Here is a 26,210-nt window from a genome sequence, read left to right on the forward strand (position 1 = left end):
AAACAGGTATTCATGGGGCAAATTTTGTAGGCGCCATCATTTCTCCAAATTCCATTAATTCTGCATGGGTCAAAAAGGAACTTGAAATCGCAATGACGCATGAAAAGTATCTTAATAAAACTAAAGTAATTGCAATAATCTGTGAAAAGTGTGAATTGCCAGAGTTTTTACAAAATCGATTAAATGTAGATTTTACAGACTCTCTAAAATTTCAGTTTGCATTTGAGAAATTAATAACAGCAATTATTGAAAAAGCTCCTCCAGTGTTATTTTCAGCTAGAGAAGCCCTTATCGAATTAAAAGGTAAAACAAGAGGAGTCGGAAATCTTGTTGGGATTAGCCAGCAAGGAATTAACCAACAATATATTAACTTAAATAATCGTGGTAACTGGAATTCTGCAGACGCAAAAACTGGAAGAAGCAGAACCTGGATTGCAGAATATTTTAATTATAATACTCTCAAATATAATTCTTTTGGTTTTTGTGACGGTCAAATTACTGAATATCCAATTTTAACTGTTCCAAAAGAACATTCCCAAAAGATTCAAGTAGTAAATTTTGTTGTTATTGATTCAGTAGATTATAAACAAAGCTATTAACTATTTTAATAAGCAAAACCCTAATCTAAGTTCATACAAAGATATCATTATACTGACAAGGATGTTTTTTGATAATAAATCAAAAGCTTTCATATGGAAAATAATGTTTTATGATATTGTATTTGTTGAGTGTATTTATGCTTCAGATTTTTCTGCTAAAACTGGAGAACTACTTTTTGAACATTACGTGAGAGTATAGGAGTTAGAAGAACAAAATAAATCTTATAATTTTAACAGTTCTGAAGATTCTAATTCATATGATATTTGGAAATATTTTAATGACAATATCCCAAATCTAAAATCAGTTATAATTAATGCTGCCGCCAATGCAAAAAGTAAAATTATTGGCGATATTAACCGACTGTGATGATTAACAAAAATAAAATAATCATTAACCAACATTAATAAGAAAATATGAAAAGTAATGTTACAATGACTCTTGCATTAGTGAACGGGATTGGAAATGTATTAACAGTAATTTCAATTCTTTGTTTCGTAATTTTCTTAATCCTCTGCTTTGTTTCGGGTTCTAGATTGGAGAAAGAATTATTTAATATAGTAGTATTGGTATTGTTGCTTTCTGGTTAATTGCACGAATTTGTAAAATAGTAATTCACAGTTCAGAAGGTTGATCTCTTCGCACAATTGAACTATCGAAACGAAATCAAAAAAAGCTACAACATGAATTCCTAAGGGCTGAATCTGAATGAGTGATATTTTCAATCCTATAATCCATTTTAGGAAAAAGTGTTAGTTCCTAGCCATCTCCATCGAAACAAAACATCCTTTCAACTTGTTGTAAACAATACTTTTTTTCCCTCATTTTGTACAGAGCTAATCTTGTTGGCTTCATTTGAATGTTCTGGTATTAAAGGACAAATCAGCATACATGACCACCGAATCATATAAAATCGCAGCACAAATCATGAAACCTCAGAAAGAACTTTCAGCAACAGAGCGTACTCAACTGCTCAATACATTAAAAGTCCGCTTTGCCAAAAACATGAAACGCCATACAGGGTTTGAATGGGACAAAGTAATAACGAGGCTGGAATCCCATGAAGACAAATTATGGTCGCTTTACCAAATGGAAATGACTGGGGGAGAGCCTGATGTTGTTGGGTTTGATGCAGCCACCGGGGAATTTGTATTTTATGATTGTGCCGTGGAAAGTCCGAAAGGCCGGCGGTCTCTTTGTTATGATTATGAAGCATTAGAATCGAGGAAGGAGTTCAAGCCAGAGGATTCTGCAATGGAAATGGCTGCAGCTATGGGTATTGAGTTATTAACGGAAGAGCAATACAGGTACCTTCAGCAACTGGGTAATTTCGATATGAAAACATCCAGTTGGGTCAAGACAACCGATGGAGTTCGTGAACTTGGGGGTGCTTTCTTTTGTGATTACCGCTACGGACAAGTATTCCTGTATCACAATGGGGCCTCGTCCTATTACGCTGCCAGGGGATTTCGTGGCATGCTGAAGGTGTAAAGCCGATGCTAAAACGAATTTGTTGAGAAATTACTTCAATTCATCAAACCAGAGTATCGTACTGATCCCCCATGGTATGAGCCCGCTATCATGTGTAGCCGCCGGAATGGGGATGAGTGTTACCTTTGAGGGACTCACACCAAGATCCACAAACTGGTTATAAATGATATCCGATTGTTCAGGTGGCACATTTTTATCAGCAGTTCCATGGTAAAAACGGATTGTAGCAGCCGGATTCCAGGCTTGCAGACTATTGTTAGTCATACTGGCCCTTAAGGAAGCAAACTCAGAGGAGGTCGCGAGTTCCAGCCGCAGGGCATCGGTAACAAGGCTGGCAATGGTATCTGTGAGTTGCTCATTAACCTCTGAGTTGGTATAATTTCCATTAAAGATCTCTGGTATACGGGTATTAAATGGCTCTTTAAAGAAGGCTGAAAGGGGTTGGGTAAGTTCACCCGATTCAATCCTGGAATAAATAAAATATGGCAGGTAAAGTGGTCCGGGATAGATTTCCTTGGCCAGCACATACTCCGACATTTCTTTAATATCATAGGCTCCGGCTCCACAGGAAGCAGCTGTAACCGTCATTTTATCTGTATAGTTCACTTCTGCTTCTTTTAATGCAGCCAGTGTGGCCCATCCTCCTTGAGAATATCCCATCAGGAAATGTTTTCCATTACTTTCTGCTTTCACACTCTTATCCTTTACCAGTTCCTGGGTTGCCAGTATCATATCCATCACCACCTGGTTACTGGAGACTTTGTCATAATAAGGGTGCAAAAGATCACTGCTACTGCCGAAACCGAGGTAGTCGGGGATACATACCACATACCCATGGCTGGCCATCAATTCGAGCAGGGTATAAAGGGGATCCGAAGGATTAACAGATGGGGCATTTAGTTTAAAAGTATTGGTCCCATTCTGGAAGCTGAGAATCGGGAAACTCTCCCCTGAAGCAGGTACACTAACCAATCCGGAAGCTATTACCTCAGCCCCTTTATATTGAGTTTTATAGGTAATCTTGTAGAGGTCAACTCCGTATTCAACATCAGAAACCAGGGTGTCAATGCCGGGGTAAACTGAATTCATCGAACCCAGCAATACCCTGATAAAAGGAGCGCTGTAATTATTCAACTTTTCGAAATCAACCAGGTAAACGGTTTCAGAAGGGGTTGCTTCTTCCTCTTTTTGACAGCCAGAATAGACAATAATGATTGAGAATACTATAAGATAGATGCTCACCCGAAACCATTTTCCGGTGATATTCAGATTATTACAAGAGTTCATAGAGTTTCCGGATAAGTTAAGATATATGATTTATAAAGGGATTCCAGTATTTGCAACCTAATCTTTAAAGAAAACAAAAGTAGTTACGGATTGTTTTTATTGATAAAGGTAAACATATTATGCGGGAGCATTCATAAATTGCAACATACTGCCTTGTCCCGGACAAAAAACAATTTTTTATCAAGGCTATCGTTATAGTCAAAACCATTGAACAATTTACAGGGTTTATTAAAGAAAGCCCTGCCTATTGCTAAACCTCAATAAAACAAATATGAAACGACAGAGAAACTTCATTTTACTCGCTATTCTTTTTGCAATGACTCTTGGAATTCTGTCCACAACAGGTTGCAAGAAGGACGAAGATCCTCCAACAACTCCCGCCATCCCGCCACAAGCTGGATTCGTAATGAATTTCAATGATTTTTCCAGTGCCGGTGATACATTAAAATCAACAGCTCAAACTGATACTTATCTCAATTGGGGCTATTCCTATTTGAATGTAGCCATCTGGAATTCAGTTCTAACCGTTGGGTTAGCGATCCCGGTTGCATCCTTTGCTGAAGCATTCAACCACGAAGCTATCTATCATCCGGATAATAATAACTGGACCTGGTCCTACAATTTCAATGTCGGCTTCACTGCCTATGAAGCAGAATTAACAGGAGCTTATGTTGCTGATAGTACCTCCTGGGAAATGAGAATTACCAAAGCCGGCGAATATGCTGACTTCCTTTGGTATACCGGAAAAGCATCTGTTACTCAAACCGGTGGATACTGGATCTTAAAAGAGAACCCTCAAACCCCGGGAAACCTTCTTCGCATCGACTGGAATAAGTATACGGATGGAACCTCTGATATTAAATACACGAACATTAAGTCCAATATTCCGGAGAATGGCTCCTATATCTATTATGGATCTACTCTTGATGTATTCAACAGGTTCTATCAAATTTACCATAAGAACCTGAATAATACCACCACCATTGAATGGAGTTCAACCCTCAAAAACGGGCATGTAAAAGATCCTGCTCATTTTAATGACATCAGTTGGCATTGTTGGGATTATACACTCCAGGATGTCATCTGTCCCTGATCACCAAATAGTTAAGTAAATATCAAAAGAACTCCCCGGAATGTCTTCAGCTTAGGTTGAAGATTTCCGGGGAGTTTGCTTAAGAGTATTATTATTCGTTTCTGCGATGTTTGTGGTCTTCCAGTTAGTTCACGGTCACCAGCAGTTTTAACAGTGTACTGTCATCCCTGGCGGAACTACCTCTCTTTGATTGCCGGCTTATATCAGTAAGCAATCCAAGATTCCTGATCTGGCCCTGTATCTCATCGGGCAATGACTGTTCGGCCAATTCTACTGGTTTTATTTTATGGGGATTCCTCTCCTTTATTGTTGTATAGTCATTGCTATCTGAGGCAATAGCATCCTCCTTAAGACGCTCAACATAAACTGTATCTGTAATGGTAACTGTTCTAACTTCCACTTTGCCAGACTGGTTCATTCTAAGTAAAAAGGCAAAAGCAATCAGAATTAGGACTATTGCAGCAGGCAAAGCCACAGCCAGCCTGATTTTATATTGCAGGAAATTATACAAAGCACCGGTTTTGACAGGTTGCTTATGGCCATGGACCTGGTGAAACCGCGAAACCAGCTGTTCCCTGATACCAGGAATGGCTTTCAGCACTTCGGATTCCCGGGCAAAAATCTTGCGGGAAGAATGTATCATTGTTTTCAATTCGTCATAAGTAGCTTCCCCGAAATGATCTTTCACCCAAAGCTGATCTTCGGTGCTTAGCTGAGCAAAATCACTGGTCTCAAGAAGTTCCTGGAGCCTGGCAATAGCTTTCTGATCTGGTGTTTCCATCTTATCTAATTTTTATTCGGGTCAAAGATACTTAGGGTGGCTGCCAAGGAACGGGTAGCATAGAAAAGGCGGGATTTTACCGTTCCCTCGGGGCAGTCGATCAATGTAGCGATTTCTTTAACGGGAAGGTCCTGCTGATATCGGAGCAGGAATACCAACCTATGAATCTCCTCCATCTTATTAAGTGCATCAGAAAGCTGAGTTTCGAAGGATTGTAAGTCAATTGACAGTTCTGTAAGTTCTGGCATTGCCTCCTGTTTGATTTCATTCAATTTTTCAATGGAGTAGGATTCCCTGACATTCTGTCGCCTGTATTCATTTTTGCAAAGGTTATAGGCTACATTGAAAACCCAGGTATCGAAACGACGAAGAGGGTCAAATGCATTCGGATTTTCAATGATTTTCATAAAGATATCCTGCATGAAATCCTGGGCTTTGTTTTCATCTTTATTGAGCATTCGATAGAAAAAATTGAGCAGTTTCCCGGCATAACGGTCATAGATTTCAGCAAAAGCCAACTTATGGCCCTCTTTCACCAGAGCCATAAGCTGTTCATCCGACATTTCAGAAAAATTTTGCTGTTTCAGCCTCATCATGCTTTATTCACATACAAACTTAGACGAATATTCGCTTTTCATCCCAACAGATTCTGCAATTTTAAGTCCCAGTTGTTTAGCTTTCAGGGCTTTGTCGCTTTCTCCTGAAAGAGTATAATGTTCGCACAGTTTAATCAACATGGGCTCATATCCAAGGTTCATGTAGTTTACCAAGTCCAATCCCCTGTCATAAGTAAAGCCCTGGCTAAGATAATCCAACAGGAACCGGCTTTCAAAAGCCTTTCTCAAAAGGGCAATATTATCAACATTCTCTCCTGAAAAAAGCATGGCCAATCCTGTGAGGTACAGTGAATCGTCGATAGATTCAGTTTCGTAAGTATCTCTGTAAACTGTATTGGCAATGTAAACAGGTCTTTTTGAATTATTGAGAATAAAATGGATGAGTTCTTTAAAATCCGGCACTTGTTCATTGGTATCTGAACCAAAAGCAGGAAGTTGCAATTCAGTGAAGATGCCGTCACGGTAAGCTTTTACAGACCCTAAAAGGAATATATTCAGAACCCTGACATTCTTTTTCACCCCAAGTGCATCCTGCAGCAACCACAATGGATAGGTATCATTGTCGCCGTTGGTAAACAAGACAGCATTGTCGGCCACTGACATCAGGACATTGTAATTATAGTTCAGCAGGGCCGGTGACATATCATTGCTATTGAACCATTGTTCAGCAATCTCTGCCCTTCCTTTTAACAATCCTTGTGTTTCATAGAAATTGATCATTAAGGGAAATACTTCGGGCCTGTTTTTACCCATTTCATAAGCCTTAAGAATTGTTTTCTCCTTAATGAGTTGAGGGAGACTTTCTTCTGAAGCCTTCATGAAATAATATTCATATGTTCCAGGCACTGCTTTGGATGCTTCCTTCAAAATACTGCTCAGATTCTGAAAATAATCGACTTTCAGCGCATCATAGTCTTTACGGAACATCCGGGCATACCGGTTTGCGCAATAATAATTAAACCAGGCATCAGCATCAGCAGGATTTTTTCCCAGAAATTCCTTCCACTGCTGTGCTAAATTTCTGTAATACTCAAAATCATGGTTTTCCTTTACAATGGTAACCACTTTTGCTGGCCTTTGTCCAAAAACTGCTGGGGGCAGGCAGCAAGCCGACAGGATTGTCATCAGGATTAAGAACGGAATAATTTTCATTTTTCAGATTTTCCATTGCTTACACCTGAGTTTTCAAATTTTCAAATTTTCAAATTGTCAAATTGTCAAATTGTCAAATTGTCGAGCCAAATTCACTTCGGGAAATTGTCGAATTATTTAAGGCTATTTCTGAAAAAGTGATAGGTCTCCAGTTGAGATTGAATTTTCTTCACGCCTGGTTCCCGTTCGATATATTCATTAGTATTCTGATTGCCTAGTAACCTGGATTTTGAATTATCACTCAGTTGGATATCGAGCATGGTTTTCAACTCCGATTTGATTACCGGATCATAAACCGGGCATGCCACTTCAATGCGGTGGTCGAAATTGCGTACCATCCAATCTGCGGATGAAATATAATAAAGAGGGTCGCCACTATTGGCAAATACGAAAACGCGCGAATGTTCGAGGAATCGATCTACAATACTTATGGCTTCGATATTTTCACTCAGTCCAGGAACGCCTGGAACCAATACACAAATCCCTCTAATAATCAGCTTGATTTTCACACCTGCCTGGCTGGCTTCATAGAGTTTTTTTACCGATTTCTCATCTACCAGGCTATTGAGTTTCAGGGTGATCCATGCTTCTTTTCCTTTTTTGGCATTCCTGATCTCATTGTTGATCAGTTTAAAGAAATGGTTCCTCATGGAAAAAGGAGCAACCACCAGGTGTTTAAACTTTGGTACAGAATATTTTGATTCAAAAAGATGGAATACTGCATTCACTTCTGCTGCAATTGCTTTATCAGAAGTGAATAAAGTAGAATCACCGTATACTCTTGCAGTAGTTTCATTGAAATTTCCCGTACTGATGGCTGTATAGTAAACATTCTTATCACCATTTTCTTTCCTTCGGACAAGCAAGAGCTTGGCGTGCACCTTAAATCCCGGTATCGATTGAATGACTTTTACCCCTTCTTCCTGCATTTTTTCCGACCAATAGATATTGGCTTCTTCATCAAAACGAGCCTGCAATTCCAGGAATACAGTGACCTCTTTCCCATTCCTTGCTGCATTGATGAGGGCATTCACCACGCTGGATTTGGAGGCTACCCGGTATAGTGTCATTTTAATAGCCCTTACAGTAGGATCGATAGATGCTTCCCTGAGTAAATCAATGATATGCTGAAATGACTGGTAAGGATACTGAATCATGATATCCTGCTGCTTCAGGTGTGCCAGTATACTTTCCTTGAAAGATAAAGCGGGATGGTGTAAAGGGGGAATTGGTGCATACTCCAGGCTGGTATTCCCGAAATTCGGAAATGCCATGAAATCACGAAAGTTATGATACCTCCCACTGGGAATGATAGTATCACTCTTAGTGGTTTGGAGTTTTACCAGCAACTGGTTCAGCAATTTTTCAGGCATATGCCGGTCGTAAGTAAATCGAACCGTAGATCCGGCATCCCGTTGCTTGATACTCTCCGTCATAATTTCCAGAAAACTCTTGGATACATCATTATCGATATCCAGTTCTGCATCACGGGTGAATTTCACTGCATAAGCCCTGAAGACATTGAATCCGAAAACAGAGAATATATCATCCAGGCAATAACGGATGATATCGTCGAGCAGGATAAAAAACTTCTTATCTCCTTCTGCAGGAAGAATCAGGAAACGGGGCAATGGTCCGACCGGTACCTCAATCAATGCATATTTCTCCAGTTCAGGCTTGTTTCTTACCTGGAGGACAACCGCCATATAAAGTGAACGATCGCTAAGTACCGAAGATTTCAGGTTATTGAGCATAATCGGGAACAACTTCGGACGTATATTATCCTGGAAATAACGTTCCACAAACAAGCCCTGCTCAGGCGTGAGTTCCTTATCATTCAGAAAAAAGATATTATTCTTTGCCAGTTGGGTGATCAGTGATTTGAAAATACTCAGGAATTCTTTTTGTTTACCCTTATCGATCAGGTTGATTTCTTTGAGTGTTTTCTTCGGATTGATGTAGGCATCATGATATAATCTCTTATCCATTCCCTGCATCCTGTTGAGCGTGGCGACCCTTACCCTGAAGAATTCATCAAGGTTATTCGAGTATATCCCAAGGAAACGGATCTTTTCAATCAAAGGAGTATCGGGATCAATGGCTTCCTGTAGCACTCTCTCATTAAAATGAAGCCAGGAAATTTCCCTGTTGAGTATTGTTTTATTCAATTTCGGCATAATAAGCATTAATTATTCAATCAGCCATAAGACTCTCTTTGATTTCCCATCAGTAAGGATAAGGAAATGTTGCTTACTTGAATTTGTCATCCCAGCATTTTGGGGAATACAATAAAATTCAGCTTTGGCCGACTTTTAATAATTTCATCCCACTCGTTGATATTAAAAGTGAGGGATACTACACCTGAAGTAGGCATATATTCGATGCTTTCATCCAGGAATTTATTGACAAAATCAGTGACAGCCGGATTATGGCCAATAAGTAAGACTTCGGATACTGAACGTGGAACCTCAAGAAATAAATCCTCCAGTTGATCTGCATCAGATGTATAGATGGATTTCTCCACACGGAGAGTCTGTTTATTCAATTCCAGACCATTAACCATGAGTATGGCGGTTTCCATAGCCCGAAGAGCCGGACTGGAAAATACCAGGTCAGGATTAACTTTTTTCTTCATCAGGTAATGAATAACATTTTGTGTCCGTTTTTTCCCCTTTTCAAGGATGGGCCGGTCAAAATCATTCAGTCCCGGTTCTCCCCATGCCGATTTTGCATGCCTCATTACAAATAATGTCTTCATTTCAATGAAATCTTGATTTTCAAACCAAATCTAACAATTTATTAATAATAACAATCTCCTGCAAAAAGAGTTAACAATTAAGTAACATTAGAAAACTGAAATTCGGTAAAGCAAGCCACTGTTGAGTTAGAAGCAGGTCGCTTTGGAATCAAACCTCCCGGTTTTATAAGGCGCCTTCCATAAATCGATTAAGATGAAGGGATGTCAGCCGGTTCCATTCCATCTCATCTTTACATCTCAATAATTCCAGCAGGCTTTTTTCATCCACATGCATGAATGCCCCGAAATACTTCCAATATTCCTTCATTTTGCTCATCCAGAAGTGCTTCTCTGTTTTTATGGTATCCTCCAGTTCACGGTAATACCTGGAATATCTTTCTTCAGCCCCGGCAGGCAGCACGGATTTCCCCTCCCTGATCATTTCAGGCAGGAATGGATTGTGAAATATTCCCCTGCCTAGCATAAAGGAAGAGATAGCAGGAAAACGATTGCTGATGGCGACGAACTGATCGTATCTATGAATGTCACCGTTGTAAATCAGACTGTGATGAATCAATGGTAGCATTCCCTCAAATTCATCCAGCATAACAGTTCCCTCATACTGCTGAATCCCGATCCTGGGATGCAGCGTAATGTTACTTAAAGGATATTTATTCAGAACGTCGATAACAGCCGGGAACTCCTCTGCAGAATTCAAGCCTAGTCGTAGCTTGACAGAGAGTTTCAACCTGATGGAAGGAATTATTTCTGAGAGGAGGCTGTCGATCAGTTCAGGGTAAGGCAGAATCCCGGAACCCCGTTTTTTATTAACAATTCCACGAATCGGGCAACCCAGGTTCCAGTTCACTTCAGTATAACCCAACTCATCAGAAAGGTAGTTGCATAAAAGTATAAATTCAGAAGTTTCATTCCCTAAAATTTGAGGAATCAACGCCTTGAAGTGGTTGTTAAGCGGCAACAACTCCCTGACTTTCAAAGGCGTAATCTTATCTGCATGAGTGAGTGAGATAAATGGCGCCATTGCTTCATCCAATGCATGGAAATGCTTGAAATAGACATTTCTGAATGTCGAATCAGTGAATCCGTGCAAGGGGGCGAGAATAAGGTGCATTAGTGCTACTATTTCAGAATGCGATAAAAAAGCAGTGTATCCAAAATGTTATTTTACAGCAGGACTATAAAATTGAGTTGAATTTAAATATAAAAAAAATGGCGTCGCGAAAAGGACGCCATCTGGTATCAATTTCATTAGGTATTTTAGTAAGCAAACAATGGGAATTCAGCCATCATTTCATTTACTCGTCCACGTACCTTGTTGATGATTTCTTCATTTTCAGTATTGCTTATCACCTCATCAATCAGGTCAACAATTGCAGGCATATGGTTTTCCTTCAGTCCGCGGGTAGTAATAGCCGGAGTTCCGACTCTTATTCCCGAAGTAGTGAATGGGGTGCGGCTATCGAAAGGAACCATGTTTTTATTGATGGTGATATCAGCTTTAACAAGCGTATTTTCAACTGTTTTACCAGTGATATCAGGGAATTTTGACCGGAGATCAATCAGCATAAGATGATTGTCGGTACCGCCTGAGATGACCTTGTAACCTTTGCTGATAAAGGCTTTAGCCATTACCTGGGCGTTCTTTTTAACCTGTATAATATAATCCATATACTCATCGCTGAGGCATTCACCAAAGGCGACGGCTTTTGATGCAATAACATGTTCAAGCGGACCGCCCTGGATTCCAGGGAATACAGCACTATCAAGCATTGCTGACATCATTTTGGTTTCACCCTTTGGAGTCTTCAGTCCCCATGGATTTTCAAAATCTTTGCCCATAAGGATCATACCGCCCCTGGGGCCACGGAGTGTTTTGTGGGTAGTAGTGGTAATGATATGGCAATGAGGCACAGGGTCATTTAATAAACCGCGGGCAATAAGTCCGGCAGGATGGGCAATGTCAGCCATAAGGATAGCCCCGATTTTATCAGCAATCTGCCTCATACGTTTATAATCCCAGTCGCGGCTATAGGCTGAAGCACCTGCAATTATGAGTTTTGGTTTTTCGGCAAGGGCTACCGACTCCATAATATCATAATTGATGGTCCCTGTGGTTTCTTCTACACCATAGGCAACAGGTCTGTAAAGAATACCTGATGAATTCACCGGGGAGCCATGAGAAAGGTGACCTCCATGAGAAAGGTTTAATCCCATAAAAGTATCACCGGGTTTCAAAATTGTCATTAAAACGGCCATATTGGCCTGTGCCCCTGAATGAGGCTGAACATTGGCCCATTCAGCACCAAAAAGAGCCCTGGCCCTGTCGATGGCAATCTGCTCAGTCTGGTCAACTACCTGGCAACCTCCATAATAACGCCTTCCGGGATACCCTTCAGCATATTTGTTGGTGAGTACCGAACCCATCGCTTTCAGCACTTGTTCACTAACGAAATTCTCCGAAGCAATTAATTCAATGCCATGCATCTGCCTTGCTTCTTCTTCCTTTATCAAGTCGAAAATGACCTTGTCCTTTTTCATATGGATATTTTGTAATATATTGTTTTTAAACCATTTACTGATAGAATACTGATCAGTTGACAAAGGTATAAATTCCATCGACATCAGCAATAATGTTCCAAAAAGAATTCCCCCAGGGGGGGCCAGAAGCTTTCAAATAATTTCCATTTGCTATCCGGCGTCAATCAAAAACTCAGTTACATCCTTGTGAGTAACCATCTAAGGACTATGCGTCTAAGGGGGAAACAAGGTTATAAGCATTGTTATCAATCATTATCAGGTCGGAAAGATCCATCAGACCGTCACCATTAATATCAGCTGGCAGGTAACCTTCCTGGAAACCCGAAACTTCATTTTCAGCAAGGGTTTTATCGGCAGGGTTGATGATACCATCCTGATTCACATCACCTGAGAAGAAACAGAATGCTCCCCCTATTTCTTTCATGTTGGAGCCGAAAGCTTTGTCAGCAGAAGTAGTGAAATCATAACTGGTTACGCCTGATGTAAAAGCTACAGGGCCGGCAGTGGTGACTGCAATGCTATTCCGATGCCTGACTGTAACGTAGTAGGAACCGCTGAAACCTGAAGGGATGCTAGTGAGTGCTATGGTACCGTTGGTATTAAGACTGACATCATTTGCTGAAAACACGACAGTCGGGTAATCAAGCGGATCGTGAAATTCTATATTTACCTTATCTGCGATTGTACCTGAAAACTGGTCAGTGGTCTGGTTTTTAGCTTTATTCATCAAGGCATTGCCGGCATAGAGCCCTTCGATAAATAATTTCAGGTTAAGTGTTTTTTCTGTAGAAACGGGGTTAACAGTGAGCACTCCTGAAACATTCTGACTACCATCCCAGAAACCTGAATTATATCCTCCGTAGAAAAAAGAACCAGTCCCGGCCTGAAATCGGCTTGCATAATAGAATATACCCGCTCCGGGTAAAACTGAGCCCAGGTCGGTGACATACTCATCATTAGCTCCGGCAACCCCTGAATAAGAAGCAGGCACCCAATTTGTCCAGGTATCAGGATGGGTATTGGAAGTACTGTAACCTATCCATGCCGAAATGCCATAAGCTCCACCAGCAACGCCTGTCTTACCATTAGGAATCGTCACCCTGCTGTACACCATCAGGGGAGCCCCCTGGGTAATACTGCCATTCGCAGGCCATTGAAGATTCGCCCAGCTGATCTCACCTCCCCAGGTGTTATGTAAAGTAGAATTCCCGTTCACTGCCACCTGTCGATTTGAGCCACCACTCCATTCACCGCCATTCCAGCCGGAATTAAGGAAATGTTTGAATTCATAGTTTCCCACTGGCAAGTAAAGCATAAGTGAATAATTCAAACTCCCTGGCTGATCTGCTACCATCATCATAGAAGGGTTATCTCCCGGAGTGATCCATGACGCCCCCGGAAAGCCCCCTGACAGATAAACAGCATCAATCCCCGGTTGAAACCCGGCAGCGGTTGCCATATCCACCATAAAACTAATAGCTGAATGCGTTACAAACTGTATATCTGACCCATAAATAGTCCCGCTGGTAGTAGTCGCATAGGCTCTCACATGATAGGCAGAAGCTGGACTAAGGCCTGCCAGTGCGGAAGTAAATGTTCCTTCTCCTGCACCATCTGTAGTAAATGAATCAGTTAAATCCGGATTACTTTCTGTACTCCAGCAAACCCCTCTGGCAAGGATACTTTCACCTCCTGAACCAACAATGGTCCCGCCTGAAACTGCAGAATTCCCTGTAATGGCAGAAACAGCTGCAGTTGAAACACTCATTTGCTGGCTGCCTACAGGGATTGAATAGTTTAAGCCCCCATTATTATTGATCTTAATACTTTTCATGTCGTAATCGCTATTCACTCCTGCCAATGCAGAAGAGAAAGCATAACAAGAAACCGAGGTGCCATTTGTTTGTGCCGGGAGGATAACTGTTCCTGTGTTTCCTGACATTGAGATCTGGAGGCAAAGAGAGGTTACCCATGCATCAGTGGAATAACGCAGATAGAAAATTTCTTCCGGACAGGGAATTGAGGATGTAGTCATACCAATATTGATAGGTGAACCGGCAACAGCCAATGCAGGCACAGTTACTGCTGAAATATCAACAGGCAGAGCGCTGGTTTCCATAAAAATTGCCTGGGTACCGGTATAACCGCTATCCTTCCAGTTCATGGTGTACCACTTTCCATTCACAACAGTAATCTGGTTATCAGAACTCCCCTGGTAGGTATAAGTTTGAAGCGTATTCATGGCTACAGTCACATCTTTCCAGGTATTTCCCCAGGGATTTGAAGCAGAACCGCTTGTAAAAAGGAAAGGATAACTCCCTCCAACGATATCCCCACCGCTGGCAGCCACCTTGAACCAGGTCTGCCAGCGAACAGTACCGGAAGTAATTTTAGTTACCCTTCCGCCACTTACCTGCGTGGCACTTGCAAGGGCCAGATTACCATAAGGCGGATTGCTCCAGCTGTTCCACCCACCCGGAAGATTGATCCCTTCAGGTTCCCAGATTTGTGCGCTTAATTTCTCTATGGGCATCACTTCCATGAGAATGAACATGCAAAACATTTTCAGAATTGATGAGAGAATATTTGGGTATTGAAATTTCATGGATCGTAGTATTTTTTGTATCGGGCTAGTCATAATTTAGTTGAAACAGCATTACTATTCAGGGAGTTCCGCCTGGATTAATGTTGCTGCATTGTTATCAAGCAGGATCAGGTCCGAGGCATCAACGAGCCCATCTCCATTCAGATCTTCAATCACATAGCCGGTTATAAAGCCATAAGATGCATTGTACACCAGGTTCATATCTGTGGGGTTGACCAATCCGTCCTGGTTAACATCACCACTCCAAATCACCCAAGACCCATCTTCCAATTGTTTCAGGTTTCCTCCATAAGCTTTGGATGGATTGTCAAAAGCATAACTGGTGCCAGGGCTGCTAAGATTAACAGGATTTGCACTGACAGTTTCTATACTGTTCCGGTGGCGAACCGTAATATAATAGCTGCCGGAAACACCAGCAGGTAATTGAACGAGTGCACTTCCGTCGGTATGTAATTCTATTCCCGGGATGGTAAAAGCTACCACACCATAATCAGAGGGATTATGAAGTTCAACAGTAACATGATCAGCAATCCCGGTACCCCAATAATTACCGGAAGTGCCATAGACAGGGTTCATCGTTCCTTCACCCTGGTAAAGCCCTTCGAGCAGCACCTGAAGAGCAAGCTGTTTTCCAGTATTTCCTTCCTGTGTAAGGGTTACCAAAACCGGTGTTAAGCCGGCTACCGTAATTGTTATGGTTGAATTTCTGGAAGCAGATAAGGCATTAGCTTCAAAATCAACTGTGATATTCCCATTGCCATACCCTGAAGCAGTTACCTGGCACCATGCGACACTGCTTTCAGCCGTCCATGCGGCATTGGTAGTCACATTCAAAACGGCTTCCCCGGCAATCGCCCCGACCATGAGTTCCGGAGGATTCACAGCAAGGAATGGAGCCGCATTTAACACCTCATTGGAACAAAGGCTGTAGCAGTTAGAGGTACTAGTGGTTTGTAATGTATTGACCTCCCCAATATACCGGCTGACCAGTGTGGCATAAGGCCGGAGAGTGAAATTAAAGGCAAGGTCAGGAGCTGATGGCCCAAATGGAACTGTATTGGAAATCCTTATCCTGCAAACCCGGTCCGGCAAATAAGGATCGGTGGAGATCAGGGTCCCATTTCCGGCACCGGGAGGTGATACAGTTGCCAGTTTTACCAGGTTTCCCTCTTGTGAGAGATCAATATTTAAGGGTACCTGAGCCATTGAAAGTGTTGATGTACCCGGGATTATTTCAACTGATACTTCTCCACCATTGACAATGGCCGGATTAAAGGATATGCCTGCCTGTATCCCGCCCAGTTCAAAGGTTTCAATAATATCAAAATCACTCAATAAGAGATCGAATTCAAAACTTCGGTCAGAGGTTTGCTGATCGTTATCCATGACCAACAAGAAATCCGGGAGAATTGCAGCTTCCTGTGTCAGAGTGACAACTACCGGAAGTGCACCTGTTCCACTTACTGTAACATGTGCAACCCTTGCTACGGCAAAAGGATTCGGGGAATACTGAATACTCAGGGAACCACTGCCACTTCCTCCGGGGCCGGCTGTACACCATCCCTGGTCAGTAACTGCTGACCATATGGTGTTTGATGTAACTGACAATGAAAGGGTTCCGGCAGCAGCTGACAGGTTTTGCACCAATGGTGAAACGCTAAGCATAGTATCAGCCGTTGGTAGAATGGGTATATGAAAATTGAGCCCATTGTTGTTATTCCAGGTGTTATTGTTGTAATGGAGAACAAAATCGACAGCATTAACTACCTGGGCGGGATTATTGAAGGGCCCTATCTGTATGGTATTGGCATTTCCGGGGCTGGGACCGGTCATTGGGCTTTCAACAGCAGGACCTGTATTGTTGAATAAAACAGAGCCTGATGGTTGGTAAGAAGTAATTGGTGACTGCCACGATGACCCAACAGCATTTACTCCCCAATGCAGTTTTGCGCCAACAGCAGCGGGAGATTCAGTGATGGTAATTACATCATTGGCTGTGGGATTCTGAGGCGACCAGGTCAGACCCGTGGTACCGGATTCACCTCCGCTTCCAACATATACATGCTGAATAGGAGATTTAGAAATATTTCCATAGATGTCGGTAATCTCAACATAGTAATCCACCAGGGTATCCGTAAGCCCGGTCACCTGTCCATAGTATTCCCCGGCAATGTAATCGGGCAGAATAAAGAAACTGATATCCGGGTTATTTGTAACATTTCCGGTTGGGAAAGCCCTGAATGACATATTGATGGATTGCCAGGGCTGAACTCCGCTTCCACCCGCATAGGTTTCGTTGTCATTATTACCAATAGGATTGTTTCCATCATTATCGAGCCTGTATTTTAATACGGCAGTCTGTATTCCTGAAACATCATAGGCAAAGGTCCAGACAAAGAAATCGGATGAATTCATATGTTGCTGGTAGCTGTAATTTGGTCCGAAACCGATTGATCCCGGGTTATAAGGATACCGCTGAGGAATGAAAACGGTAGGAGGAGTGAGATCGGTAGAGGGATGTGCATTAATTACCTGGTTGGCAAAACCTGTTGCGATATTACAGGCGAGTGTTTGTTTCACCTCCATATCCAGCGACGTGCCATAATACATATAACCGCTATTGTAGGCAGGCAGAAGGTGATGCCATGCCCGTTCTGCAGCATTTGCAGATCCTGATGGCTGAACAATATTGGCAATATTGACTGATCCTTGCAGGTCTTCTGCCATCTGCACCCTGTTTTCGGCAGCTATCAATACCGCCCAGTTTCGTGCATCTTCAGTCCAGCCATTGGGGTCGAACTGGTAACCAGGGGTATACATCGGCCATATCCAGTTGATGAATTGAGGATGTCCCCAGTCATTTGCTGCATTGAACCAAGAACCATCTTCAACATGCACTATATCGGATTCCGGAACCGGGTGCTGACTAAGAAAATGTTGAATGGTAGTTGGAACATATCCTTTAGAAGCAGCTTCATTGGCAAAACCCGGCACTGATTGACTGTAATAATCATATCCACCTCCCCAGGCGTTGTCGCCATCATGTGCCAATAATACGATTGATGGTTGTGAAGGGTTATTGAAGGGTGCAATATGAGCATCTATATCTCCGGTTCCCATCAGAGAATAACCATTCTGGTAACTCAGGAGATCACACATGGGAACGACATCAATTTTGAATTCTGTTCCGGTGGAAGGATCAACATATTTTGCTTTGTGTGCCTGGTAACAATAGGGAGCGGCAAAAGCCCCGCCCCTGCCGTCGATCTGGCCACTCCACCAGTTTGTCCCTGCTGCACTTACTTTATCCGCAGCATTGGGTGGATCAATATTGCATCCTGAAGTGCCGAATTGGAGGGGATAATCGCTCAGCGTTCGTGCAAGGTGGCTATTGGCAATAATACTCCATTCAAAACCTTCTTCTACAAGCGCTTTTATAATCCTTTCGCTGAATGCTCCTTCTGCAGGCCAGTAACCTTTTGAATAATTGGGAGAAGTGCCGAATAGTTGATTAGAAAGATACCTGTGAGCCTGAATTTGTTTCCGCAACAATTTTTCACTAACCAAAGGAGATAATGCATGATTCATGGAAAATCCCACCATATCCATTCGGGGTTTCCCTGCAGAAGTGGTCCATCCCCTGGCAGTGATGAAATTATTCTCCCAACCGCTGGAATATCCCCACTGACCAGCATCAGAAAGGCTCTTTACATTCTCCATCAGGCAGCCTGAGTAGCTAACCTGTGCTCCTGCTTCAGGATGTCCAAGCAATGATTGAACAGCATCCTTTGCCCTGTATTGGTATACGGCTTTGCGGTCATCATTCCCGAAAATTTCCTGGAGGTTATTCAGAGGATGTTGCAAGCCATCACCATATTGATTCCCATTGTTGAATTTGAGGTAATTGGATTCCCATACTTTCTGGTACTGGTAGGGGTTCCAGGTGCTGGTCTCAGGCCAGTAATTCGGCTGTTCAAGATGCCATAAATAGGTAGTATGAACCTGGCTGGAAACGACAAGAGGTGCGGACCATGCGACTATGGCCAACACTAGAGTCCGGAAGAAAGACATAGTATTTGGGTTTGAAAACAAAGTTAGGATAATTAATGAATCCTACAAATATGTGGCAGAAAGTACAGAATCGTCTGATATACTGATCACAAGCAGGGTATTGGAAAATTTTTCATACATATGCATATAAAATTCATATTACTAATGCGAATAATAGCGATAATCCATAGAGAGTCCTTTATTTTGCATCTTTTGAATAGCTATTGATTACATCATGATTGGTTTTTTAAATCGGTTATTGACACGCAGATATGCACTGGTTAGCATTAAGCTATCCATACTTCTAATCTTTTTCACACTTATCTGGATAGGTTTTAAAGGCAGGGTGGATCATCCCGGTTCAATGGAACATATCAGGAATACCAATCTGGGAAGCCTGGTAATATGGAATCTTTGGTGGCCGATGATAATAGTCCTGGCTGTTTTTCTGGGCAGAATATGGTGCATGGTATGCCCTGTAGAATTAATAACAACGTTGTTCTCAAGAATTGGATTCAGAAAATCCCGGCCGAAATGGTTCTTTACCGGCTGGGGAATCACGATATTTTATATCCTGATACTTGTGATTGGAATTGAAGGGTTTCACATCCACCACAATCCCATCGCCATGTCAGTGTACCTGGTATCTATTATGGCAGCAGCATTATTGATCGGCCTCATCTATGAAAAGAATACTTTCTGCAGGAGTTTCTGTCCGGTTGGGAACCTGCTTGCCTTATATTCAAGGCTTTCCTTTCTGGGCTGGAGGGTTAAAAATCATGAAAAATGTGATCACTGTTCGGATAAATCCTGCGTACAGAAAGACAGAATTTATGCCTTCACAAATAAGAGTTGTGGTGTCGATCTCTATCCGGCCCATATTGATTCCAATTCGGATTGTATTTTATGCGGGGGATGCAGGCAATCCTGTGCCCATGAAAATCCTTCCAAAGTGAATGGCAGACCAAACCCCGGGCTGACTTTCATAGGTTTCGCATCAGATTTGTTCAGGCTGAAACCACTCCGGATGGCAGAAGCCGTCTTTATATTTGTAGTCACAGGCTTTGTAATCAATGAAGTGTTGTCGGAGTGGACCCAGGGAGGGTTTATGGCATCGCTGGCACCTGAAAGGATAATGGGTGAAGGGATTCACCATCATGAAGTGCTATGCAATATCCTTGGTTTTGGATTAATCTGCATCATTGTTCCGACCATCTTATGGCTTCCCTCCTACCTGGGAGCCCGGATGCTGGGGCTGGACCTTTCTTTAAAAAAGTATTTCTTTCACTATTCGGTCGCCTTTATTCCATTGGTAGCATTCACCGAAGTGAGCAATGCCCTGCTTGAATCAGTTTCCCATTATATCTATTATCCGCATGCCATTCACGATTTCAGTGGTGTACAAACAGCGAGGCTGATGTCTCTTGGGGAAATACTCATCCATCCTGTGCCTCATTGGCTTTTCTTTTCGATGAGTTTATTGGTGGTTGGATTATTACTGGTTGGTTTCTATTACTGTATCAGGGTAATCTATCAGACCAATCAGCTGCTTTTCGGGAAGGATAAAAGAGGATACATTTTCCTGCTTATCCCGCTCCTGTTTGGGCTTATTACCGTGCTTTCTATACTTGGAGTGTAATATTTCCGCCCCTTTCAGACTTACTTTTTCTTTTCCCTGCCTTCCTTTCGCCATTCCTCCTGTTCCTTGCTTTCCCTGATCATGTCTTCAGGATTGTCAATATCAGGGCCCTGGTTCAGTTCTTTCCAGTTGAATTTCTCATCAAATGGATCCAGGGCTTTCTGGGGGTCAAAGATCCTTACATCCACGGGAAGAGCTTTGTAGGGGCTAAAATCAGGGACCGAGGTAAAAAAATCAGCCATATCGGTAGCACCGGCATCATACTGGTTCAGATAAGGCAACCCCATCAGGTTCCAGAAGGTCTTAAAAATGCTCCCGAAGCTATAATGTACATGACTTACGTAATTTTTCCTGGCATAGGGCGAAATAACCATGAGGACGGAACGATGTGCATCAATATGGTCCACTCCATTCTGTGCATCATCCTCCGTAATCACAATCAACATCTCTTTCCAATACTCCGTATGTGAAAGGAACTCAACGATACGGCCAACGGCAAGGTCATTATCTGCCATATAACTTTCACGAAAGGGATAACCGGCTTCAGGTCTCTCCCCTGCCCCATGGTCATTGGGAATGATTACTGTTAACAAGGAAGGGAGAGGACTTTTCCCATCTCCCCATTTCTCGCTGAACTCTTTCATGAACATATCTACCCTGAATTGATCAGGAATAGCTGTGTTATAGGTGGGATAAACCCTGGATGTCCTGTCAAACAAGCTTTGCGGCAGGGGAAAATTTGCCACTTGTTTAATGCCTCCATATTTGTAGGTATCCTTGTAATCCGCAGGTTCAAACATCACACTAAATCCAAAATTAAAATACTCAACCTTATGCCTTGCCAGGTGGTCCCACATTGAGCCGGATTCATTGTAATCCTCAGGATAAATGGCTCCAGCAGCACCATTGATACCCAGGTTACCGGGAGCATTGGAATTTTCACGATAGTCGCGGTTACCACCGTAATTGGCAGGGGTAGTGGCTTCCACCCATTCATTTGGATAAGTATTGACAAGCCAGCGGTGACCATCCGCTGACACATCAGAATCCACGTAAAAATTATCTCCCATCCCAAAAGCCTTTGCAAGGGCCAGGTGATTAGGCATCACCGTCGCATTTTCAACTTTCAGCGACTTATTCTTATTGGTAAAACTGGCATTCATCCCATACCTGGCGATTGTCGGATCTCCTTTCCCCTGCTCCATTTGTCCGAAGATTTCATCGTATGTGCGGTTCTCTTTCGAAATAAAGACAATATGCCTGATCGGAGAGTCATACTGACCAGGAAAACCAGGGATCGGATTCAGGGTACTACTGGTTGAAACCGGCACTGGATCGAAGTGAAAATTATTATCCAATACCTGGCTGCTTAACTGAGGCAACTGCTCATCTTCAGGAATATCAAGTATTTCCACGGTTCCCTTCATTAAAGAACCGATATAGGTACCTTCAGGTCCTGCTTTGTAATCTTTCCCACCATTTGGGCCGCTTCCAAAGCCTTTGGCATTGGCCACAATTAATTTCTTACCATCGGGGGTCACTTTCAGTTTAGCCGGAAACCAACCTACAGGGATGTGCCCGAGGAGTTTAAGAGCTTTTGCATCTATTACAGCCACTGCATTCAGGCCTGACTCTGCAACATACACCCTGTCTCCGCCCGGAGAAACAGCAAGTCCGAAGGGAATAATTCCCCTGAGTTTGTCAATCCTCGGGTCCAGTGAAAGGGAGATGTGCCCTATGATCTTTTCAGCTTTAAGATCCAGCACCGTTATATTATCATTGTTCCCATTACTCACAAATACAAAATCCTTGTTTGCCACAATCGAGTTAGGACTGGCACCCCCAACAGCGGGAAAGTCCTCTACCATCTGGCCGACAAGCCTGCCGGTTTTAACTTTTGATAAAACTGCAGGATTCCTGGCATCACTTACACCTACAGCCCATACTGAGAAGGAGGCATCTGAATTCAAAGGGCCCAGCCCCGGGATCCAGATACTATCATTCAGAATTCCTTTTTCAGCTTCTTCAGAACCATAAGCAAAAGCCGGGAAATCAATGGTTCCTGTTTTCCAGGCTCCCTGCTGCTTCCTTTTCACCAGTCCATACCTGTACATGCCAACATTGGCAACATAGACCGTTTTTTCATCCGGAGAAAGGGCCACTCCAAAAGGATATCTGCCAACAGGAACATTTGACAGGATTGTTTTAGTTTCTGTATCAATCACAATCAGCCTGAAGCCAATCTGATCAGCTACATATAGCCTTTTCCCATCGGAACTCAGCACCATGTCACCCAGGTATCCGTGGGTAAAATCCATCGTGTCATTCTTCTGGCTGCAATCGATAAATCCTAGCTTCTGACCACTGGCCAGCTCAAAAACGAAAACCTTGTTTTCCTGACCACCGGCTACATAAACCACCTTATTATCCGGCGAAACCGCCAATCCCATAAAGACAGATGCCAGCACTCCCTTATCCGTAGTTGTCCCTGGCGGAACTTGCTGAATATCCGGGTTCCCTGATTGCAGATTTCGAATAATGGTAATAGCCAGGGGTTGAATACCGGAGTTAGCGGTCACAGCAATGGTTCCATCAGGGCTGAGCGCCAGTCCGTAAGGATGGGGTGCCACCTGGTAAGAAACTCCCATTGGAGAAAGGATCCGGCCATTGGGGATAACTGTCAAACCTTTGGGATCTATTTGAGTATATAAACTCCCCGCGGGTGCAGAAATTCGTGTTTGTGCATTTACCAGGGAAAATGCCAATAAAAATATGGGGAGTATCAGTTTTCTCATTCCTGTAATTCTTGTTGATCTTAATAAATTGATGCTATTTTTTTCATTCCCGGAATCCGGATTCAAAGGTTTAACTGAATTCTTAAAGATTTCGCTTTGGGCGACCTGCTTCTACACGAGGCTTTGTCCAGTCGATTAAGTGCATTTCTTCATCATCATAACAAAATTACACGGAATCGGTTAATAGTCTTCATTTAGAAAGAGATTAAAAACTGAAAATGGTCTTAATCTGCAAATAGAGTATTTTTGTGCTCATTGAAAAACGTAAGAATTGAAATCGGATGATATTATTTGACAGGTTTACATTGGATAACGGGCTAAAGGTGATTGTCCACCAGGATACATCCACTCCTTTGGTTGCAATGAATATAATTTACAATGTGGGGGCGAGGGATGAAGACCCAGAGCGCACCGGTTTTGCTCATCTGTTTGAGCACCTGATGTTCGGGGGGTCGGCTCATATACCTAAATACGATGAACCCCTTGAGCGGGTTGGAGGAGAGAACAATGCTTTCACCAATAACGATATCACCAATTATTACCTGACCCTTCCGAAAGAGAACCTTGAAACGGCTTTCTGGCTGGAATCCGACAGGATGTTTGACCTTGCATTCTCTGAAAAGAGTTTCGATGTTCAGAGGAGTGTTGTTGTTGAGGAATTCCGGCAGAATTACCTGAATCAGCCTTATGGCGATGCATGGATGATCATGCGCCCCCTCACTTACGAGGTTCACCCCTATCAATGGGCAACCATTGGCAAAGACCCGTCCCATATTGAGAATGCCAGTATGGAAGAGGTTAAGGCTTTCTATTCAAAATATTACAATCCCTGTAATGCCATTCTTGTCGTTGCTGGAAATGTGAACACTACTGAAGTCAAGGAACTCACAATTAAATGGTTTGGGCCCATTCAGAAAGGAGAACTCATACACCGCAATTTACCCGTGGAGCCCCGACAAACAGAAGCCCGATCCTTGACAGTAGAAAGGAATGTTCCCATCGATTCCATTTACAAAGCCTGGCATATGTGCGGACGGCTTGATCAGGAATTTTATGCAACGGATCTGATTTCCGACATTTTATCTGCCGGGCAGTCGGGCAGGCTCTACCAGGCCCTGGTAAAGAAGCAACAGTTATTTAGTGATCTGAATGCCTTTATAACCGGTGATATTGATGCCGGTTTGTTTGTAATTACCGGCAAACTTATGAAGGGTGTGAGCTTTGAAACGGCCGAAACCGCTATTGAAGCAGAATTGGAAAAAATGAGGACTCAGGAGGTTGAGGAAACGGAACTTACAAAAGTGAAAAACAGGATGGAGTCAATGGTGGAATTCGGAGAAATGAGGGTACTGGACAAGGCTATGAACCTGGCGTATTATGAATTACTTGGAGATGCAGACCTGATCAACAAAATAGTGGATCATTATGCAAAAGTAACAGCAGCAGAAATCAGGGAGCAGGCTGCAACTATCCTGACTCCCGGGAATTGTTCCACACTCTATTATAAAGCTATATGAACCGACTTATCCAACCTGAAATAAAACAACTTAACCATTTCATCCTGGATGAGCCGGAGATATATACCCTTGAAAACGGAATAAAAGTAGTTCAGTTTAATGCCGGAACACAGGAATTAGTAAAGATCGAACTCGTTTTCGAAGCCGGGAGCTGGTATCAGTCGAGGAACTTCACTGCCCTGGCTACCAACCTGATGCTGAGGGAAGGAACACAGAAATATTCATCCCGGCAGATCTCGGACTTACTCGATTTTTATGGCGCTCACCTGGAGAGCACTGCGGAAAAGGACAATGCGTATATCACATTGTACACGCTCAATAAACACCTTCCAAATACCCTTCCTATCCTGGAAGATATCGTTAAAAATGCCGCATTTGCTGATACTGAATTCCAGATTTTTTCCGCGAAACAAAAGCAACTGCTAAGCGTAAATATGGAGAAGGTGAACTTTGTTGCCCGGACAAGGTTCAACTCCCTGATTTATGGCAAATCGCATGCATATGGTAACTTCCTGAGTACTGAGGATATCGACCTCACCACTTCAGCAGATCTTCGGGAATTCCATCAAAAATTCTACAACCCTGCCCATTGCACGATTGTAGTTGCGGGCAAGATTCATCCTGATCTCAAAAATCAACTGGAACAGTCGTTTGGAAAGATAGAAACAGGTACAACCCCGGCTGCCGGAATGATGCTTGCTCCCCAACCGGAATCAGGGCTGAAACATGTCATCGAAAAAGACGGTGCTTTGCAATCAGCGATAAGGATCGGCAGAATTTTGTTTAATCGCTCCCATCCCGACTATATGGGAATGAGGGTACTCAACACCTTGCTGGGCGGATATTTTGGTTCAAGACTCATGACGAATCTCAGGGAGGATAAAGGATATACCTATGGCATTGGTTCTGCTGTAGTTCCTTTGAAGCATTCAGGATATTTTTTCATTTCCTGTGAAGTTGGCGCAGATGTGACCCATGACGCCATCACTCAAATTGAGACAGAACTTGAAAAGTTAAGAACAGAAACGATTCCGGCACATGAACTGGACCTGGTAAAAAACTATATGATCGGCAACTTCCTGAGAGGGATTGACGGGCCTTTTGCATTGGCAGACACCTACAGGGATATCATGGAACAAGGATTGGACAACCGCTTCCATTACCAGTTGCTTGACCTGATCCGCAATATTTCCGCAGAAGAGTTAAAAACACTTGCTATAAAATACCTGGACCCAACAGGAATGCATCAACTGATTGTCGGAACAGAATAACAATTTGTTTGAGCAGGGT

At 42.7% G+C, this 26,210-nt stretch carries 17 protein-coding genes; 6 read left to right on the plus strand and 11 right to left on the minus strand.

Translation table 11 applies throughout. The features are described 5' to 3' along the window. Together IPH84_16140 and IPH84_16145 are read left to right on the plus strand one after the other, a co-directional pair. Nucleotides 1–599: toll/interleukin-1 receptor domain-containing protein (locus IPH84_16140; protein ID MBK7174717.1), on the plus strand; the 599-nt coding region annotated here is incomplete at its 5' end. Nucleotides 600–1,524: 925 nt separating this feature from the next. Beyond that, complete coding sequence (locus tag IPH84_16145; GenBank protein ID MBK7174718.1) at nt 1,525–2,088, plus strand: DUF4256 domain-containing protein; 564 nt, start codon at nt 1,525–1,527, stop codon at nt 2,086–2,088. A gap of 30 nt (nt 2,089–2,118) precedes the next feature. On the opposite strand, the gene IPH84_16150 is transcribed toward IPH84_16145, so the two are convergent. Continuing rightward, on the minus strand, nt 2,119–3,375 hold the full coding sequence (locus IPH84_16150) for an alpha/beta hydrolase (protein ID MBK7174719.1): 1,257 nt from the start codon (nt 3,373–3,375) through the stop codon (nt 2,119–2,121). Nucleotides 3,376–3,646: 271 nt separating this feature from the next. Here IPH84_16150 and IPH84_16155 point away from each other — a divergent pair, with 271 nt between their 5' ends. Continuing rightward, nucleotides 3,647–4,468: a hypothetical protein gene (locus IPH84_16155; GenBank protein MBK7174720.1), complete on the plus strand. Its 822-nt coding sequence runs from the start codon at nt 3,647–3,649 to the stop codon at nt 4,466–4,468. A 124-nt stretch (nt 4,469–4,592) separates the two neighbouring features. Here the strand turns inward: IPH84_16155 and IPH84_16160 are convergent, their stop codons facing one another. From IPH84_16160 to IPH84_16200, 9 genes are all read right to left on the minus strand, one after another. Then, nucleotides 4,593–5,249 carry a hypothetical protein gene (locus IPH84_16160; GenBank protein ID MBK7174721.1) on the minus strand — a complete coding sequence of 219 codons (657 nt, stop codon included), beginning with the start codon at nt 5,247–5,249 and terminating at the stop codon, nt 4,593–4,595. A gap of 5 nt (nt 5,250–5,254) precedes the next feature. Beyond that, nucleotides 5,255–5,812 (minus strand): RNA polymerase sigma factor, encoded by a 558-nt coding sequence (locus tag IPH84_16165; protein ID MBK7174722.1) that lies wholly within the window; start codon nt 5,810–5,812, stop codon nt 5,255–5,257. A gap of 36 nt (nt 5,813–5,848) precedes the next feature. Next, the gene (locus IPH84_16170; protein MBK7174723.1) at nt 5,849–7,018 is read right to left on the minus strand and encodes a hypothetical protein; all 1,170 of its coding nucleotides are present in this window, start codon (nt 7,016–7,018) and stop codon (nt 5,849–5,851) included. A 113-nt stretch (nt 7,019–7,131) separates the two neighbouring features. After that, on the minus strand, nt 7,132–9,195 hold the full coding sequence (gene ppk1, locus IPH84_16175; GenBank protein MBK7174724.1) for a polyphosphate kinase 1: 2,064 nt from the start codon (nt 9,193–9,195) through the stop codon (nt 7,132–7,134). 86 nt (nt 9,196–9,281) lie between these two features. Further along, entirely contained in the window at nt 9,282–9,776 is a 495-nt protein-coding gene (locus IPH84_16180; protein ID MBK7174725.1) for a histidine phosphatase family protein, read from the minus strand. A gap of 163 nt (nt 9,777–9,939) precedes the next feature. Next, a complete protein-coding gene (locus IPH84_16185; GenBank protein ID MBK7174726.1) occupies nt 9,940–10,887 on the minus strand; it encodes a tRNA-dihydrouridine synthase family protein in 948 nt (315 codons plus the stop codon). 146 nt (nt 10,888–11,033) lie between these two features. Continuing rightward, on the minus strand, nt 11,034–12,314 hold the full coding sequence (locus IPH84_16190) for a serine hydroxymethyltransferase (protein MBK7174727.1): 1,281 nt from the start codon (nt 12,312–12,314) through the stop codon (nt 11,034–11,036). Nucleotides 12,315–12,519: 205 nt separating this feature from the next. Then, entirely contained in the window at nt 12,520–14,868 is a 2,349-nt protein-coding gene (locus IPH84_16195) for a hypothetical protein (GenBank protein ID MBK7174728.1), read from the minus strand. A 105-nt stretch (nt 14,869–14,973) separates the two neighbouring features. Beyond that, the gene (locus tag IPH84_16200; GenBank protein ID MBK7174729.1) at nt 14,974–18,990 is read right to left on the minus strand and encodes a hypothetical protein; all 4,017 of its coding nucleotides are present in this window, start codon (nt 18,988–18,990) and stop codon (nt 14,974–14,976) included. Nucleotides 18,991–19,204: 214 nt separating this feature from the next. Here IPH84_16200 and IPH84_16205 point away from each other — a divergent pair, with 214 nt between their 5' ends. After that, entirely contained in the window at nt 19,205–20,608 is a 1,404-nt protein-coding gene (locus tag IPH84_16205; GenBank protein MBK7174730.1) for a 4Fe-4S binding protein, read from the plus strand. 20 nt (nt 20,609–20,628) lie between these two features. On the opposite strand, the gene IPH84_16210 is transcribed toward IPH84_16205, so the two are convergent. Continuing rightward, nucleotides 20,629–23,403: a beta-propeller fold lactonase family protein gene (locus IPH84_16210; protein ID MBK7174731.1), complete on the minus strand. Its 2,775-nt coding sequence runs from the start codon at nt 23,401–23,403 to the stop codon at nt 20,629–20,631. A gap of 281 nt (nt 23,404–23,684) precedes the next feature. Between IPH84_16210 and IPH84_16215 the strand changes: the two genes are divergently transcribed. Both IPH84_16215 and IPH84_16220 read left to right on the plus strand, forming a co-directional pair. After that, entirely contained in the window at nt 23,685–24,920 is a 1,236-nt protein-coding gene (locus IPH84_16215; protein ID MBK7174732.1) for an insulinase family protein, read from the plus strand. Further along, complete coding sequence (locus IPH84_16220) at nt 24,917–26,191, plus strand: insulinase family protein (GenBank protein ID MBK7174733.1); 1,275 nt, start codon at nt 24,917–24,919, stop codon at nt 26,189–26,191. Before IPH84_16215 ends, IPH84_16220 begins: the two co-directional genes overlap by 4 nt. Nucleotides 26,192–26,210 lie beyond the last annotated feature (19 nt).

Source organism: Bacteroidales bacterium, assembly GCA_016707785.1.
Taxonomy (GTDB): domain Bacteria; phylum Bacteroidota; class Bacteroidia; order Bacteroidales; family UBA4417; genus UBA4417.